Genomic DNA, 14,321 nt, shown 5'->3' with positions numbered 1-14,321 from the left:
CGCGATCCGGAGGGAGTCGCGATGGTCGTTCCCGTGCTGCATCTGTGCTGCGGCGACAGCGCCGCCGAAGTGATCCGCGAAGGGCTCGACCTGCCCGAGCCGGCGGTGTTGATCCTGCGCGACGACCTGGCGGTCGGGCCGCTCGGCGATGTCGACAGCGATCGGCCCGATTCCCGCGCCGCCTTCTGGCATGCGCTGCTGGCCGAGGAGGATCGCGCGGCGATCGAGACCGGCGGGGCGCTGGTCGAGCAGCTGGCGGCCGAGGCGGCGGCGCTGCGGCGACTGCCAGTCGCGGCGGAGAGGATCGTGATCTGGCACGGCACCGGCGCCGCCGAGCAGCTGATGCTGCGCCGGACGCTGTGGGCGCTGCGCGACGCCGCGGCGTCGGTCGAGGAGGTGACGGTCGGCCCGGAGCTGCTGCCCGGCGCCAAGCGCCGCGACATGACCGCGGTGGCGATGCTGCCGCCCGAGGACATCGCCGCCGTCACGGCCCGGCCAGTCGCACCCGAACGGCGGGCCCGGCTGGCCATGGAGTGGGAGCGGCTCCGCGCCGAAGGCGGCGGGCTGCGCCACCATCGGGACGGCGTCATCACCACCCACCCGATCGACGCGCATGACGGCGAGATCCTGGCGGCGCTCGGCCCCGACTGGCGGCCGGCAGGCCGCCTGATCGGCCAGCCGATGGGCATGATAACCGGCTTCTTCGCCACCGACGCCTTCTGCTTCTGGCGGCTGCGCCAGCTGGCGGCGCAGGGCCGGGCGGAGATCCGGGGCGACATCACGGCGATTCGCCGCTGCGAGGCGCGGCGGGCGGCCTGATCGACGACGGAAGGACGACGGATGGAACTCGACCGCAACCGGTTCAAGGCGGCGCTGGCCGCCGGGCAGACCCAGATCGGGCTGTGGAGCAGCCTGTGCAGCAACATCGTCGCCGAGATCGTCGCCGACAGCGGCTTCGATTGGATCCTGTTCGACACCGAGCATTCGCCGAACGAGCTGCCGGGCCTGCTGTCGCAGCTGCAGGCGGCAGCACGCGGCACGGCAACGGGCATCGTGCGGCCGGCCTGGAACGACCCGGTGCTGATCAAGCGCATCCTCGACATCGGCGCCCAGGCGCTGCTGATCCCCTTCGTCCAGACCGCCGAGGAGGCGCGCCGCGCCGTGGCCGCCTGCCGCTATCCGCCGGCCGGCATCCGCGGCATCACCACCAGCGGCCGCGGCAGCCATTACGGCCGGGTCACGGACTACCTGAAGAAGGCCGATGCCGAGATCTGCGTGCTGCTGCAGGTCGAGACCGGCGAGGCGCTGGCGCGGATCGAGGAGATCGCGTCGGTCGACGGCGTCGACGGCGTGTTCATCGGCCCGTCCGACCTGTCGGCCTCGCTGGGCCATATCGGCAACTCCCAGCACCCGGAGGTGCAGGCCGCGATCGAGGACGCGGTGCGGCGCCTGACCGCGATCGGCAAGCCGGCCGGAATTCTCACCTCGGTCGAGGCCGAGGCCCGGCGCTACATCGACTGGGGCTACCGCTTCGTCGCCGTCGGCACCGATCTCGGCTTGCTGGCGCGCAACGCCGACGCGCTCGCCCGCAGCTTCAAGGGGTGACAGGATAGGGCTGATCGCGGGCACCATGTCGCAGACCGGCCGGGTTTGCGCCCGGCCGCGGCCGTGATATCCCGGCCGGGACGAAGGGGGAGCACTGGCACGTGGGCATGAGGTCGGCACGGAGACGGGCATCATGGGTCGCGCTTGGCGCGGCCTATCTGCTGTTCGTCCAGGCCATCCTCGGCGGCCTCGCCATCGGCGCCAGCGCCGCGCCCCTCGACCCGCTCTCCGCCCTTTGCCGCACCGATGACGGGTCCGGCCCTATCCTGCCGGACCAGCCGGCCGGCCATCCGCATCTGCCCGACTGCTGCACCACCGGCTGCAGCATGTTCAGCGGCGCCCCGGTGCCGACCTTCGTCGCGGTGCTGCTGGTGCCGCATCTGGCCGGCCCGACCGAGCCCGCGCCCTTGCCCGTCGCACCGGCCTCGGCCGCGCCGCAGCGCTCGCCGGCCAATCCGAGAGCCCCTCCCGCCCAGGCCTGATCCAGCCAGGCCCGCCGCCGGCGGGGCCCTGTCGGTTCACGGCCGGAGCCTGGCGCCAGAGACGCGCCGCCCGGCCAAGCCTGGAGCAGATCCCATGTCCCTGTCCGCGATGACGCGCCTGCGTCGTGCCGCTTTCGCCGCCGCCCTGGCCCTGTTGGCCATCGGCCCGGCGGCAGCCCATGAGTTCAAATCCGGCCCGATCGAGGTGATCCACCCCTGGGTCCGGGCCACGCCCCCGGCCGCGAAGGTCGGCGGCGGCTATGCCGAGATCCGCAACGACGGGTCCGAGCCGGACCGGCTGGTCTCGGCCACCGCCGAGGTCGCCGGCCGGGTCGAGATCCACCAGATGGGCCTCAAGGACGGCATCATGACCATGCGGCCGGTCGAGGGCGGCGTGCCCGTCCCGGCCGACGGCACCGCCGCCCTGGCGCCCGGCGGCTACCACCTGATGTTGATGGAGCTGAAGCGGCCGCTGAAGGCGGGCGAGAGCTTCGCCGGCACGATGACGTTCGAGAAGGCGGGCACCGTCCCGGTCACCTTCGATGTCCAGCCGATCGGCTCGACCGGGGCGGCGCATTGAGATGCGCGCCCGTATCCTGGTGCCAGTGCTGCTGGCCATCGCCGCCATCCTGGTGGGAGGCGCCGGCTTCCTGCTGGTCTATTCCAAGGACCCATCGAGGGACCCGTCGACCCGCCCGGTGATGTCCGGCACGCTGCCGGGCGGCCCGTTCCGGCTGATCGACCAGACTGGGGCGACCCTGAGCGACGCCGAGCTGAAGGGCCGGCCCTTCGCCGTGTTCTTCGGCTTCACCCATTGCCCGGAGGTCTGCCCGACCACGCTGTGGGAGTTGTCGCAGGCGCTGGCGGCGCTGGGCCCCGACGCCGACCGGCTGCGCGTGCTGTTCGTCACCGTCGACCCGGAGCGCGACCGGCCGGAGATGCTGCAGCAATACCTGCAGTCCTTCGACCGCCGCATCACCGGGCTGACCGGCAGCCCGGACGAGATCGCCGGCGTGGCCAAATCCTACCGGGTGTACTGGCGCAAGGTGCCGACCGGCGACGGCGACTACACCATGGACCATTCGGCCATGGTGTACCTGATGGACGCCGAGGGCCGCTTCACCGACACCATCGCCTATGGCACGCCCGAGCCGGAGCGGCTGGCCGCATTACGCCGCCTGATCAGCGGCACCTAGTCCCTTTTCCCGTTCAACCATTGCCGGCCCAGCCGGCAACCTGGAGATAATCATGCTGAAATCTTTCCTGCCCGCTATGGCCCTGCTGGCCGTGTCCGCCCCGGCCTTCGCCCATGTCACGCTGGAGACGCAGGAGGCGCCGGTCGGCGGCACCTACAAGGCGGTGCTGCGCGTGCCGCACGGCTGCGAGGGCTCGCCCACCGTCAGGATCCGGGTCCAGATCCCCGAGGGGGTGATCGCGGTCAAGCCGATGCCGAAGCCCGGCTGGACGCTGGAGACGGTGAAGGGCAAATACGCCGCCGCCTACGATTACTACGGCACGCCGACCAGCGAAGGCGTGACGGAGGTGGTGTGGAGCGGCGGCAGGCTGCCGGACGAGTTCTATGACGAGTTCGTCTTCCGCGGGTACCTGACCGCCGGGCTGAAGCCCGGGGCGCATCTGTACTTCCCGGTGGTCCAGGACTGCGAGACCGGGGCCGACCGCTGGATCGAGATCCCGGCCGAGGGCAAGGATTCCGACGACTACGAAACCCCCGCGCCGGGCCTCAAGCTGCTGCCGAAGAAGTGACCGGGTCTCACCCGACCATTGCGTTGCCTCTCCCGCTTGCGGGAGAGGCCGGAGCCGCGCCAGCGGCTCCGGGTGAGGGCGCTTTCCCACCGCCTGTGCCGGCCCTCACCCGGTCTCGCTGTGCGAGCCCGACCTCTCCCGCCCCGCGGGAGAGGCAATTGGAGCGCTATGTCGCCTGGCTGGTGCTCCTGCTCACCCTTCTCCTCGCTCCGCAGGCGGCGCTGGCGCATGCGTCGCTGGTGCGGGCCGAGCCGGCGGAGAATGCGGTGCTGGGAACGGCACCCGACGGCTTCCGCCTGAGCTTCAACGAGCCGGTGTCGCCCCTGGTGCTGCGGCTGATCCGGCCCGACGGCAGCGCCGTGACGCTGGGCGACGCCCGGCTGGAGGATGCGACCCTCGTGATCGCGGCGCCGCCCGGCCTCGGCCCCGGCACCCATGTGCTGAGCTGGCGCGTGATCTCGGAGGACGGGCACCCGGTCGGTGGCTCGGTCGTGTTCTCGATCGGTGCGCCGGGCACCCCGCCGCCCGAGGCGGCGGACACCGCCGACCGGCCGGTGCAGGCCGCGATCTGGCTGGTCCGGATCGCCCTCTACGCCGCGCTGTTCCTCGGAATCGGCGCGGTGGCATTCCGTGCCGCGATCGCCCCCCTGCCGCGCGCCGCCGCCCGCACAGCTGCCGCGCTGATGGTGATGGGGCTGGCGGCGGCGGCGATCTCGGTCGGGCTGCAGGGGCTGGACGCGCTGGAGATGCCGCTGGCGGGGTTCGGCCAGCCCATCGCCTGGGCCACCGGCTGGGGCACCAGCTACGGCACCACCGCCGCCCTGGCGGTCCTGGCCATGGCGGTCGGCTTGGCAGCGCTGGCGCTGCGGCGCGGCCGGCTCGCGGCGGCGACCGCCCTGCTGGCCCTGGCCGCGACCGGGACGGCGCTGGCCGCCAGCGGCCATGCCAGCGCCGCCGCGCCGCAGCTCCTGACCCGGCCGGCGGTCTTCCTGCACGCCATCGGCATCGCCGTCTGGGCCGGGGCACTGCTGCCGCTGGGGCTGCATCTCCGCGCCGGCGGGCCGGACGCCACGGCGGCGCTGCGCCGCTTCTCCGCCCTGATCCCCGTCGCCGTCCTGCCGCTGGCGGTGGCCGGCATCCTGCTGGCCGTGGTCCAGCTCGGCCATGTCTCGGCGCTGTGGACCACCGCCTATGGCTGCGTCTTCCTGGTCAAGCTGACGCTGCTGGTGGTGCTGTTCGGCCTGGCCGCGCTGAACCGCTGGCGCCTGACCGCACCGGCTGAAGCCGGCGACGGCCGGGCCGTGCGGCAGCTGACCCGCTCGGTCGCGATCGAGACGGCGCTGGTGCTGGCGATCTTCGCCGCGGCCGCGACCTGGCGCTTCACCCCGCCGCCGCGTGCGCTGGCGGAGGCCGAGGCCCGGCCGGCCGCGATCCACATCCACACCGCGCCGGCGATGGCCGACCTGACCGTCACCCCCGGCCGGGCCGGCCCGGTCACCGCTTCGATCGTGGTGATGACCGGCGATTTCGGACCGCTGGACGCGAAGGAGGTGACGCTGGTGCTGTCCAACCCCGGCGCCGGGATCGAGCCGATCCGGCGCAAGGCGGCCAAGGCCGGCGACGGCAGCTGGCGGGTCGATGGGCTGATCATCCCGGTGCCCGGCCGCTGGACCGCGCGGATCGACGTGCTGATCTCGGATTTCGAGATCGCCAGGCTGGAGGACGTGATCGACATCCGGCCTTAGGCCGGCCCGATCAGCCGCATCACCCAGATGCCGAGGGCGAGCCAGGGGCCGAAGGCGATGGCGGTGTGCCGCGACAGCTGTCCGCGGGCCGAGGCGAGGGTGACCACCAGCGCCGCGCCGGCGCCGACCAGGACCACCCAGGGCAGCGCCTGCCAGCCGAGCCAGGCGCCGCCGGCCGCCAGCAGCTTGGCGTCGCCGAGGCCGAGCCCGTCGCGGCCGCGCAGCCGGCGATAGGCGAAGGCGAGGCCGGCGAAGAGCATGTAGCCGACGGCGGCACCGATCGCCCGGTCCGGCAGCGACGGGCCGCCCGGCTCGAACAGTGCCGCCATGAGCCCGGCCAGGACCAGCGGCAGGGTCAGCATGTCCGGCAGCAGCCCGATGCGGCGGTCGATGGCGCCGAGCAGCAGCAATCCCCACCCGAGCAGGCAGGTGCCGGGCATCAGGGCCGCGTCGCCGGCCAGCGCCAGCAGGGCGATGCCGATCGCCGCCAGCTCGATCACCGGATGCGCCGGATCGATCCTGCCGCCGCAAGTGCGGCAGCGGCCACGAAGAGCGATCCAGCTGAGCACCGGCACCAGGTCGCGCAGCGCCAGCGGCTGCAGGCAATGGTCGCAGCGGGAGCGGCCGACCAGCAGGCCGCGGACGTCGTCCGGCAGGCGATGCGCCGCGGCGGCGAGGAAGCTGCCGACGATCGGCGAGACGGCGACCAGCCCGATCTGGATCGGGGTCACGCCGCTATGGTCACAGCGGGCGCGGCCGCCCACCCGCCGTACGCGGCCGCAGCGCCTGCATGCGCGAGCGCAGCTCCTCCGCGATCGCCTGGGCGTCGGCGGCATTTCGGATCACCCGCGGGGTGATGAAGACGACCAGCTCGGTCCGGTCGCGGCTGTTGTTGGTAGAGGAGAACAGGTTGCCGATCAGCGGGATGTCCTGCAGCACCGGCACGCCGCTGCGCCCGTTCTGCTGGTTCTCCTGGATCAGCCCGCCCAGCACCACGGTCTGGCCGTTGGCGACCGAGACGATCGAGCCGATGCGGCGGGTCGAGATCGTCGGCGCCAGCGCGTCGGCCTGGGTCGAGGCGGCGTCGTTGACGATGCTCGACACCTCCTGCTGCACGTCCATGCTGACGTCGTTGTTGGAGTTGATCCGCGGCGTCACCTTCAGGATCACGCCGGTGTCCTTGTATTCGATGTTGCTGATCACCGGCGAGTCGGTGTTGTCGGTCGACTGGCTCTGCTGCGTCCGCACCGGCACCTGGTTGCCGACCTGTAGCCGCGCGGTCTGGTTGTTCAGCACCGCCAGGGTCGGGGCCGAGACCACCTTGACGTTGGTGATCGAGGACAGCGCGTTGAGGACGACCCGGGCACCGCCGCTGGAGACCGCCAGATTGAGGCCGGAGCTGGCCTGCGGTATCGGGGTACCGAGTGTTCCAGACGGCGTGCTGCCGGCGTCTCGGACGGTGAAGCCGGCAGAGCCGAAGCCGGTTTCGAGGTAGTACTGGACGCCGTATTGCAGCCGGTCGTTCAACGTCACCTCGGCGATCGTCGCCTCGATCACCACCTGCAGCGGGCTGGCGTCGATCGCGCGCAGCGCCGATTCGATCAGCCGGAACGCCGCCGGCCGGGCCCGGATCAGGAGCGCGTTCTTGTCCCGGTCCGGCACCACCCGGACCTCGCCCAGCTTGTCGAGCTTGAACACCGCCGCCTTGCCGGCCTGGGCGCCGGCGAGGCCCAGGATCGAGGCGTCGCCTTCCTTCTGCTGGGCGTTGAAGTCGATCGGCGCGAATTGCGACGTGGTGCCGGTGCCCTGCTGCGCGGTCTGATCGGTGTTGCCGGTCGTCCCCGTGGTGCCGCTGCCGGCGGCACCGGACTGGTTGGTCCCGCCGCTGCTGCTGTTGTTGAGGCCGAGGCCGCGGGCGACGTCCGAGCCGAGCTCGTCGTCGAACGGCGAGGCCCCGCTCTCGTCGACCTTGCCGAAGGCCTGGCCCAGCACCCGCGCCATGTTCGCCGCGGTGCCGTTCTGCACCATGTAGACGTAGACCCGCTCCTCGTCGGAATCGCCCTGGTCCAGCCGCCGGATCCAGCGCCCGGCCTCGTTCAGCTTGTCGACGCGGGACGAAATCACCAGCACGGCGTTGAGCCGCTCCACCGGCATGAAGTTGATCAGCCCCTTCAGCGGGCCGCGGTCGGGCGCGCCGCCGAACACCGCGCTCAGCTCCTTGATCACCGCCTCGGGCTGCGCCTGCTGCAGCGGGAAGATCCCGGACGACATGCCGCGCAGCCAGTCGACATCGAAGGACTGCACGGTGGCGCCCAGCGCCGCCCGGTCGGCGCTGGTGCCGGAGATCAGCACCAGGTTGCGGGTCGGGTCGACCCGCACCAGCTCCGGATTGGTCGCCGGCGCGATCAGCGGGCCGATGGTCTCGGCCGAGACGTTGCGCAGCGGGATGATGGTGATGCCGTAGCCGGCCGGCAGCGGCTTCGGGTCGGTGCCGAGCTGCAGCACGGTGCGGCCGGACACCGCCTCGCCCAGCGGCACGATGCGGTACCCCGCCCGGGCGTCCTGCACCAGCGCCGCGCCGGTGGCGCGCAGCACCGTCTCCAGCATCGCCACCAGGTCGTCGGGCTTGATCGGCCCCTGGGTCGACAGCGTCACCGTGCCGGTGACCCGCGGGTCGATGGTGTAGGGCTGGTGCAGCAGGTCGCCCAGCACCGCCTGCACCACCTGGGCCAGGTCGGCGTTGTTGAAGTTGACCTGGTATCCGCCGGGCTGCGCCTGGATCGGCGCGCCCATCGCCGCCGGCTCGCCCGGCACCGCGTCGATGCCGGGATAGACCTGGGCCTGGCGCACCGGCTGGTTGCGGCCGGTCGAGGAGACGACATTCGAGCGGGAGCGGGCGTCGGCGGGCGCCGAGAGGGACCGGTTGGCCAGGTCATCGAACATCGAGGGCGCCTGGTCCGGCTTCTGCTGACCGCACGAAACCAGCGCGAGCAGCAGCGGAACCCCTAGGATTCTGAAGGAAAACGCCCTGAAAGCCACTGAAGCCATCCCCCGGCTGCGACGCCGAGCCATAACCGACCGGACCCCGCTCCACAAGAGCCAAGAGCAATCGGCCTCGATTCGGGCCTAAATTGTTGCATTCGTGTTAAGTTTTATTGAAATCGAGCAACCAACCCTTTGATAAGACAAAAACATTTCGTTTGACCGCAATCCCAGCACGGCCGAGATTGCCGCTCGCCCGCCGCCCGGCGATGATGGATGCGCGGCGGGCCGCTAAGGGGACCGGCACCGGAAGGGCAATGTGAAACCGCTCCTGGATATTCTCGTCGAGCTCGGGAAGCTGGGCCCTGAGGACCGGGCGCGCGTGTCGCGCCTGCAGGAGAATTCGGGCGACGGCGTGCCGGCGCTGCTGTCGAAGCTGGGGCTGGTGTCCGGCCGCGACCAGGCGATGGCCCTGTCGCTGCAGCACGGCGTGCCGCTGGTCGGCCGCGACGCCTTCCCGCCGGCGCCGCTGTTCGACGGCAGGCTGTCGCCCCGCTTCCTGCGCGAGAGCCGGGTCCTGCCGCTGGCCGAGGCCGAGGACGGCGTGGTCCTGGCCATGGCCGACCCGGGCGACGCCTATGCCCGGCAGGCGGTGGAACTGGCGACGCGCCGGCCAGTCCGCCCCTGCGTCGCCGCCACCGAGGATCTGGACGACGCCTTCGCCCGCTATTTCGACAGCGGCCGCAGCGCGGTCGAGCGGATCGTCGATGACATCGGGGCCGAGACCGAGGAGGCGGCCGGCGACCCCGATGTGCAGCATCTGCGCGACCTGGCGCAGGAGGCGCCGGTCATCCGCCTGGTCAACCAGATCTTCAGCGACGCGATCCGGATGCACGCCTCGGACATCCATGTCGAGTGCTACCGCGACGAGGTGAAGGTCCGCTACCGCATCCACGGCCTGCTGCGCGAGATGAAGGCGCCGCCGGTGCGGCTGGCCCCGGCGCTGATCAGCCGGATCAAGATCCTGTCCAAGCTGGACATCGCCGAGCGCCGGCTGCCGCAGGACGGCCGCGCCCGCTTCACGGTCGGCGGCCGCAGCATGGACATGCGCGTCGCCACCGTACCGACTCTGCATGGCGAGAACGTCGTCATCCGCCTGCTCGACACCGCAGGCATGGACATCGAGCTGTCCGCGATCGGCTTCGCGCCGGAGGTCGAGGCGACGCTGCTGAAGCAGCTGGCCCGGCCGCACGGCATCCTGCTGGTCACCGGCCCGACCGGCAGCGGCAAGACCACGACCCTGTACGGCGCGCTGCGCATCCTCAATCAGCCGAGCCGCAAGATCCTGACCGTCGAGGACCCGGTCGAATACCAGATCAAGGGCGTCAACCAGATCAACGTCCGCCCCCAGATCGGCCTCGACTTCGCCCGGGTGCTGCGGTCCTGCATGCGCCACGATCCGGACGTGATCATGGTCGGCGAGATCCGCGACGGCGAGACCGCGAACATCGCCGTGCACGCCGCGCTGACCGGGCACCTGGTGCTGTCGACCCTGCACACCAACAGCGCCACCGGGTCGATCAACCGGCTGCTCGACATGCATGTCGACGGCTATCTGCTGACCTCGACCATCGCCGGGGTGATCGGCCAGCGCCTGGTGCGGCGGCTGTGCCCGGACTGCCGCCGCCCGGTCGACACCCCGGCCGGGCTGGTGGAGCGCGCCGCCGCCGCCCGGCCGCTGGCGGCGGGGACGCCGCAGCTGTACGAGGCGGTCGGTTGCAGCGCCTGCGACGACCTGGGCTACACCAGCCGGATCGGCATCTTCGAGTATTTCGTCCCGGACGACGAGATCCGCGACCTGCTGCGCGACCGCATCTCCACCGCCGCCCTGACCCAGGCGGCGCGGCGGGCCGGCATGGTCACGATGTATGAGGACGGGCTGCACAAATGCCTGGCCGGGCTGACCACGCTGGACGAGGTCCACCGCGTCACCGAGGAGTGGTGAGGCGATGCCGGTGTTCGCATACAAGGCGATCGACGGCAGCGGCGCGGTGGTCGAGGGCCGGGCCGAGGCGGCGGACGAGGCCGGCCTGACGGCGAAGCTGGAGGCGACCGGCATCCTGCCGCTGAGCGTGGCGCCGGTGCGGGCCCAGGCCGCCGGCCGCAGCAGCGCCGCGGCCGGCGGCCTGGGGCGCCGCCGCGGACCGAAGCCCGGCGACATCACGACGATGACGCGCGAGCTGGCCATCCTGGTGGCCGCCGGCCAGCCGCTGGAGCAGGCGCTGGTGACGCTGTCCACCGGCAGCGGCCCGGTCCCCGGCCTGTCCGCCCAGGTGCTGGCGCGGGTGCGGGCCGGCGCCAGCCTGAGCACGGCGCTGGAGGAGCAGGGGCCGGTGTTCCCGCGGCTCTACGTCAACATGGTCCGCGCCGGCGAGAGCTCCGGCACGCTCGACGTGGTGCTGGAGCGGCTGGCCGAGCTGCGCGAGCGCGGCGAGAAGACCCGTGAGATGGTGGTCTCGGCCATGCTGTACCCGGCCATCCTGATCGTCGTCTCGCTGTCGTCGGTGTTCCTGCTGCTGACCTTCGTGGTGCCGCAGTTCGAGACCATCTTCAAGGATGCCGGGGCGGCGCTGCCGACGCCGACCGCCATCGTCATCGCCATCGGCCGCTTCTGCCAGGACTACGGCTGGATGGTCGGCCTCGGCATCGTCGCCGCGGTGATCGTGGTGCGCCGGATCCTGGCCCAGCCCGGCCCGCGCCTGGCCTGGGACCGTGCAATGCTGCGCCTGCCGCTGATCGGCCCCCTGGTGCGCACCCTGGCGACCGCGCGATTCTGCCGCACCCTGTCGACCCTGGTCGGCAATGGCGTCGACCTGCCCTCGGCCATCGCCCTGTCGCGCGACGTGGTCTCGAACACCGCCGTCAGCGCCGCGATGGAGACTGTCATCACCGGCGTGCGACAAGGGCGGGGGCTGGCCGACCCGCTGGCCGAGATCGGCATCTTCCCGCCGCTCGCCGTGCAGATGCTGCGGGTCGGCGAGGAGACGGGGCGGATCGACATGACCTCGGCGCATGTCGCCGAGGCCTATGAGCGCAAGCTGGAGGCCGCGATCAAGCGGCTGGTCACGCTGGTCGAGCCGGCCCTGATCATCATCCTCGGCCTGGCGGTGGGCGGCATCGTCATGTCCATCCTGCTGGCCGTCATCAGCATCAACGACCTCGCCTTCTGAGAGACCATGCCCGAGATTCCGAACCACACGCCCGCTATCCGCCGCAGCCGCCAGGCCGGCTTCACCCTGATCGAGCTGCTGGTCGTGCTCGTCATCCTCGGCCTGCTGGCCGGGCTGGTGGGGCCGAGAATCTTGTCCTATCTCGGCGGCGCCCGGGCGGATTCGGCGCGGCTGCAGATCGAGAACTTCAAATCCGCCCTTGATCTCTACGCCATCGATGTCGGCGGCTATCCGACCACGGCCCAGGGGCTGAAGGCGCTGATGGCCAACCCGGGCGGGGTGCGCGGCTGGAACGGCCCCTATCTGCGCAGCAACGCGCTGCCGGACGATCCGTGGGGCAGCGCCTACAACTACCGGGCGCCGGGGCAGCACGGGGCCTTCGACCTGTATTCCCTGGGTGCCGACAAGCGGGAGGGCGGCAGCAGCGATGACGCCGACATCACCAGCTGGTGATCGCGCCCATGGTCAGGGCAGCCGCGGCTTCACCCTGCTGGAGCTGCTGGTGGTCCTGGTCATCCTCGGCGTCGTGGCGGCGCTGGTGCCGCCGATGCTGGCGCGCGGGTCGGCCCAGGCCCAGCTGAAGCGCACGGTGGCGACGTTGGCGTCGGAGCTGCGCCAGGCGCGCAGCGACGCCATCCTGCGCGACGGGCCGCAGGGCGTGGTGATCGACCCCGTGGGCCGCAGCTTCGGCCCGGTCGCGGCGCCGCTGCGCCACCGCATCGCCGACGGCATCGCGGTCGACGTCACCAGCGCCGAGATCGCCGCCGACCGCGACGGCCGGCCGGGCATCCGCTTCCTGCCGGACGGCCGGTCGACCGGCGGCACCATCCGCCTGGCCGGCCAGGGCCGCGCCTACCAGGTCGAGGTCAACTGGCTGACCGGCCGGGTCCGCATCGTGGAGCCCGGCGATGAAACGTGAGCGCGGCTTCACCCTGATCGAGGTGGTGGTCGCCCTGACCATCCTGGGGCTGATCCTGACCGTGATCTTCCGCATCTTCGGCACCGGGCTGACCGGCCTGGCCCGCGCCGACGGGCTGCAGCGCGCCGGCATCGTCGCCGAGGGGCTGGCGGCGCAGCTGGACACCCTGCCGACACCGCTGCGGATGGGCGGCACCCTGTCCGGCGAGACCGATGACGGCTATCGCTGGCGGATCGTCGCCGACGGCTGGGACCAGGCGCCGCGCCAGACGGTGACCGTGGGCGCGCGCCAAGCCCGGCTAGCCCGGCTGCGCATCGCCGTCGAGGCCCGCTCCGGCCCGCGCTTCGAGATGACCACCCTGGCGCTGGTGGTGGTGCAATGAGCGCCCCTGACCAGCGCGGCTTCACCCTGCTCGAGACCATCATCGCCATGGTGGTGCTGGCGCTGATCATGGTGCTGCTGACCGGGGGCCTGCGCTTCGTCACCGCCGGCTGGGACCGCGGCGCCCGGGCGGCCGAGGCGTCGGAGACCATCGCCCTGGTGCAGTCGACGCTGCGGCGCGAGGCGGCCGCCGCCCGGCGCCTGACCTGGCAGGCCCAGCCCGGCGCCAAGCCCGCCGCCACCTTCCGCGGCGACGCCGACCGGGTCGGGCTGGTGGTGGCCGATCCCGGCTTCCCCGGCGATCCCGGCCTGGCGATCACGTTCTTCTACGTCGATGTGCAGCCCGGCCAGTCGACCCTGCGCTATTCCCGCGCCCGCTTCGACCCGCGGCTCGCCAGCTTCGCCGACGCCAAGCCGACCGACGACCTGATCCTGAGCCGCGGGCCCGTCGCGTACCGCTTCGACTATTTCGGCACGGTGCCCGGCGAACAGCGGCCGCGCTGGGTCTCGCCCTGGCCGGACCGCGAAGCGCCGCCGCAGCTGGTCCGCCTGCGCAGCCGCGACGCCGAGGGGCTGGCGGTGTGGCCCGACATCGTGGTGCCGCTGCCGGTCGACCTCGAGCCCGCCTGCGTCCGCACCATCACGGCGACGAACGGCGCGCAGCAGCCGGACGCACCGGCGGAACAGAATGCGCCGTCGGGGCCGCAGGCCGGCCAGCCGCCGCGACGGCAGCAACCCCCGCCCCAGCCGCAGGAGGGCATGCAGGCCGCGGCCGAGTCCTCCGGCGATGCTTCCGCCGCCCCGCCCGCCGCGGGCGCGGACGGCTTCTGCAGCCTGTCGGTGCAGCGCGATGCCAAGGCCGGCTGACCCCCGCCCCGCCGCGCCCCGCGGCCCGCGCCACGGCGAGCGCGGCATCGCCCTGGTGGTGGTGCTGTGGACGCTGGTGATGCTGGCGATGCTGACCATCGGCTTCAGCCTGAGCAGCCGCACCGAGGCCCGGGTCGCTGCCAACGGCGCCGAGGAGATCCGCCTGCGGGCGCTGCTGCGCGGCGGTGTCGAGTTGGCGGTGCTGGGGCTGGGCACCGCCGACGACGACCGCGGCTGGCGCGCCGACGGCACCCCCTACCCCGCCGAGCTCGGCGACGACCGCATTGTCGTGCGCAACCGCGACGAGGCCGGCCGGGTCGACCTGAACCCGGCCGATGAGGAAACC

The 14,321-nt window shown here is 72.3% G+C and carries 16 protein-coding genes; 14 read left to right on the top strand and 2 right to left on the bottom strand.

Features of this window, described 5'->3' with window-relative positions; genetic code table 11:
• Nucleotides 1-21: 21 nt before the first annotated feature.
• The 7 genes from ACTOWL_RS32565 (at nucleotide 22) to ACTOWL_RS32535 (ending at nucleotide 5,596) form a co-directional block, all read left to right on the top strand.
• Nucleotides 22-819 (top strand): DUF1835 domain-containing protein, encoded by a 798-nt coding sequence (locus ACTOWL_RS32565; protein ID WP_441325454.1) that lies wholly within the window; start codon nucleotides 22-24, stop codon nucleotides 817-819.
• 21 nt (nucleotides 820-840) lie between these two features.
• The gene (locus ACTOWL_RS32560; protein ID WP_441325453.1) at nucleotides 841-1,605 is read left to right on the top strand and encodes an aldolase/citrate lyase family protein; all 765 of its coding nucleotides are present in this window, start codon (nucleotides 841-843) and stop codon (nucleotides 1,603-1,605) included.
• 107 nt (nucleotides 1,606-1,712) lie between these two features.
• A complete protein-coding gene (locus ACTOWL_RS32555) occupies nucleotides 1,713-2,087 on the top strand; it encodes a DUF2946 family protein (protein ID WP_441325452.1) in 375 nt (124 codons plus the stop codon).
• A 94-nt stretch (nucleotides 2,088-2,181) separates the two neighbouring features.
• Nucleotides 2,182-2,667 carry a copper chaperone PCu(A)C gene (locus ACTOWL_RS32550; RefSeq protein WP_441325451.1) on the top strand — a complete coding sequence of 162 codons (486 nt, stop codon included), beginning with the start codon at nucleotides 2,182-2,184 and terminating at the stop codon, nucleotides 2,665-2,667.
• Between the two features lies 1 nt (nucleotide 2,668).
• Nucleotides 2,669-3,283 carry an SCO family protein gene (locus ACTOWL_RS32545; protein WP_441325450.1) on the top strand — a complete coding sequence of 205 codons (615 nt, stop codon included), beginning with the start codon at nucleotides 2,669-2,671 and terminating at the stop codon, nucleotides 3,281-3,283.
• Nucleotides 3,284-3,335: 52 nt separating this feature from the next.
• A complete protein-coding gene (locus ACTOWL_RS32540; protein WP_441325449.1) occupies nucleotides 3,336-3,851 on the top strand; it encodes a YcnI family copper-binding membrane protein in 516 nt (171 codons plus the stop codon).
• Between the two features lie 158 nt (nucleotides 3,852-4,009).
• Complete coding sequence (locus tag ACTOWL_RS32535) at nucleotides 4,010-5,596, top strand: copper resistance CopC/CopD family protein (RefSeq protein ID WP_441325448.1); 1,587 nt, start codon at nucleotides 4,010-4,012, stop codon at nucleotides 5,594-5,596.
• On the opposite strand, the gene ACTOWL_RS32530 is transcribed toward ACTOWL_RS32535, so the two are convergent.
• A complete protein-coding gene (locus ACTOWL_RS32530) occupies nucleotides 5,593-6,327 on the bottom strand; it encodes a prepilin peptidase (RefSeq protein ID WP_441325447.1) in 735 nt (244 codons plus the stop codon). The genes ACTOWL_RS32535 and ACTOWL_RS32530 overlap by 4 nt on opposite strands.
• 10 nt (nucleotides 6,328-6,337) lie before the next feature.
• Entirely contained in the window at nucleotides 6,338-8,539 is a 2,202-nt protein-coding gene (gspD, locus tag ACTOWL_RS32525) for a type II secretion system secretin GspD (RefSeq protein ID WP_441325446.1), read from the bottom strand.
• Between the two features lie 358 nt (nucleotides 8,540-8,897).
• On the opposite strand from gspD, the gene ACTOWL_RS32520 reads away from it, so the two are divergent.
• From ACTOWL_RS32520 to ACTOWL_RS32490, 7 genes are all read left to right on the top strand, one after another.
• Nucleotides 8,898-10,583, top strand: a complete 1,686-nt coding sequence (locus tag ACTOWL_RS32520; protein WP_441325445.1) for a GspE/PulE family protein — start codon at nucleotides 8,898-8,900, stop codon at nucleotides 10,581-10,583.
• A gap of 4 nt (nucleotides 10,584-10,587) precedes the next feature.
• A complete protein-coding gene (locus tag ACTOWL_RS32515; protein WP_441325444.1) occupies nucleotides 10,588-11,808 on the top strand; it encodes a type II secretion system F family protein in 1,221 nt (406 codons plus the stop codon).
• A gap of 6 nt (nucleotides 11,809-11,814) precedes the next feature.
• Nucleotides 11,815-12,261, top strand: coding sequence for a type II secretion system major pseudopilin GspG (gene gspG / locus ACTOWL_RS32510; protein WP_441325443.1), 447 nt, complete (start codon nucleotides 11,815-11,817; stop codon nucleotides 12,259-12,261).
• Nucleotides 12,236-12,727: a GspH/FimT family pseudopilin gene (locus tag ACTOWL_RS32505; protein WP_441325442.1), complete on the top strand. Its 492-nt coding sequence runs from the start codon at nucleotides 12,236-12,238 to the stop codon at nucleotides 12,725-12,727. The genes gspG and ACTOWL_RS32505 overlap by 26 nt, the downstream gene beginning before the upstream one ends.
• Nucleotides 12,717-13,109, top strand: coding sequence for a type II secretion system protein (locus ACTOWL_RS32500; protein ID WP_441325441.1), 393 nt, complete (start codon nucleotides 12,717-12,719; stop codon nucleotides 13,107-13,109). The genes ACTOWL_RS32505 and ACTOWL_RS32500 overlap by 11 nt, the downstream gene beginning before the upstream one ends.
• A complete protein-coding gene (locus ACTOWL_RS32495) occupies nucleotides 13,106-13,975 on the top strand; it encodes a PulJ/GspJ family protein (RefSeq protein WP_441325440.1) in 870 nt (289 codons plus the stop codon). The genes ACTOWL_RS32500 and ACTOWL_RS32495 overlap by 4 nt, the downstream gene beginning before the upstream one ends.
• On the top strand, nucleotides 13,959-14,321 hold a 363-nt coding region (locus ACTOWL_RS32490; protein ID WP_441325439.1), incomplete at its 3' end, for a hypothetical protein. The genes ACTOWL_RS32495 and ACTOWL_RS32490, both read left to right, overlap by 17 nt.

The organism is Inquilinus sp. CA228 (assembly GCF_052078665.1).
GTDB lineage: Bacteria > Pseudomonadota > Alphaproteobacteria > DSM-16000 > Inquilinaceae > Inquilinus.
Note: the sequence above shows the minus strand (reverse complement) of the source record. Positions and strands in the feature narration are given on the sequence as shown.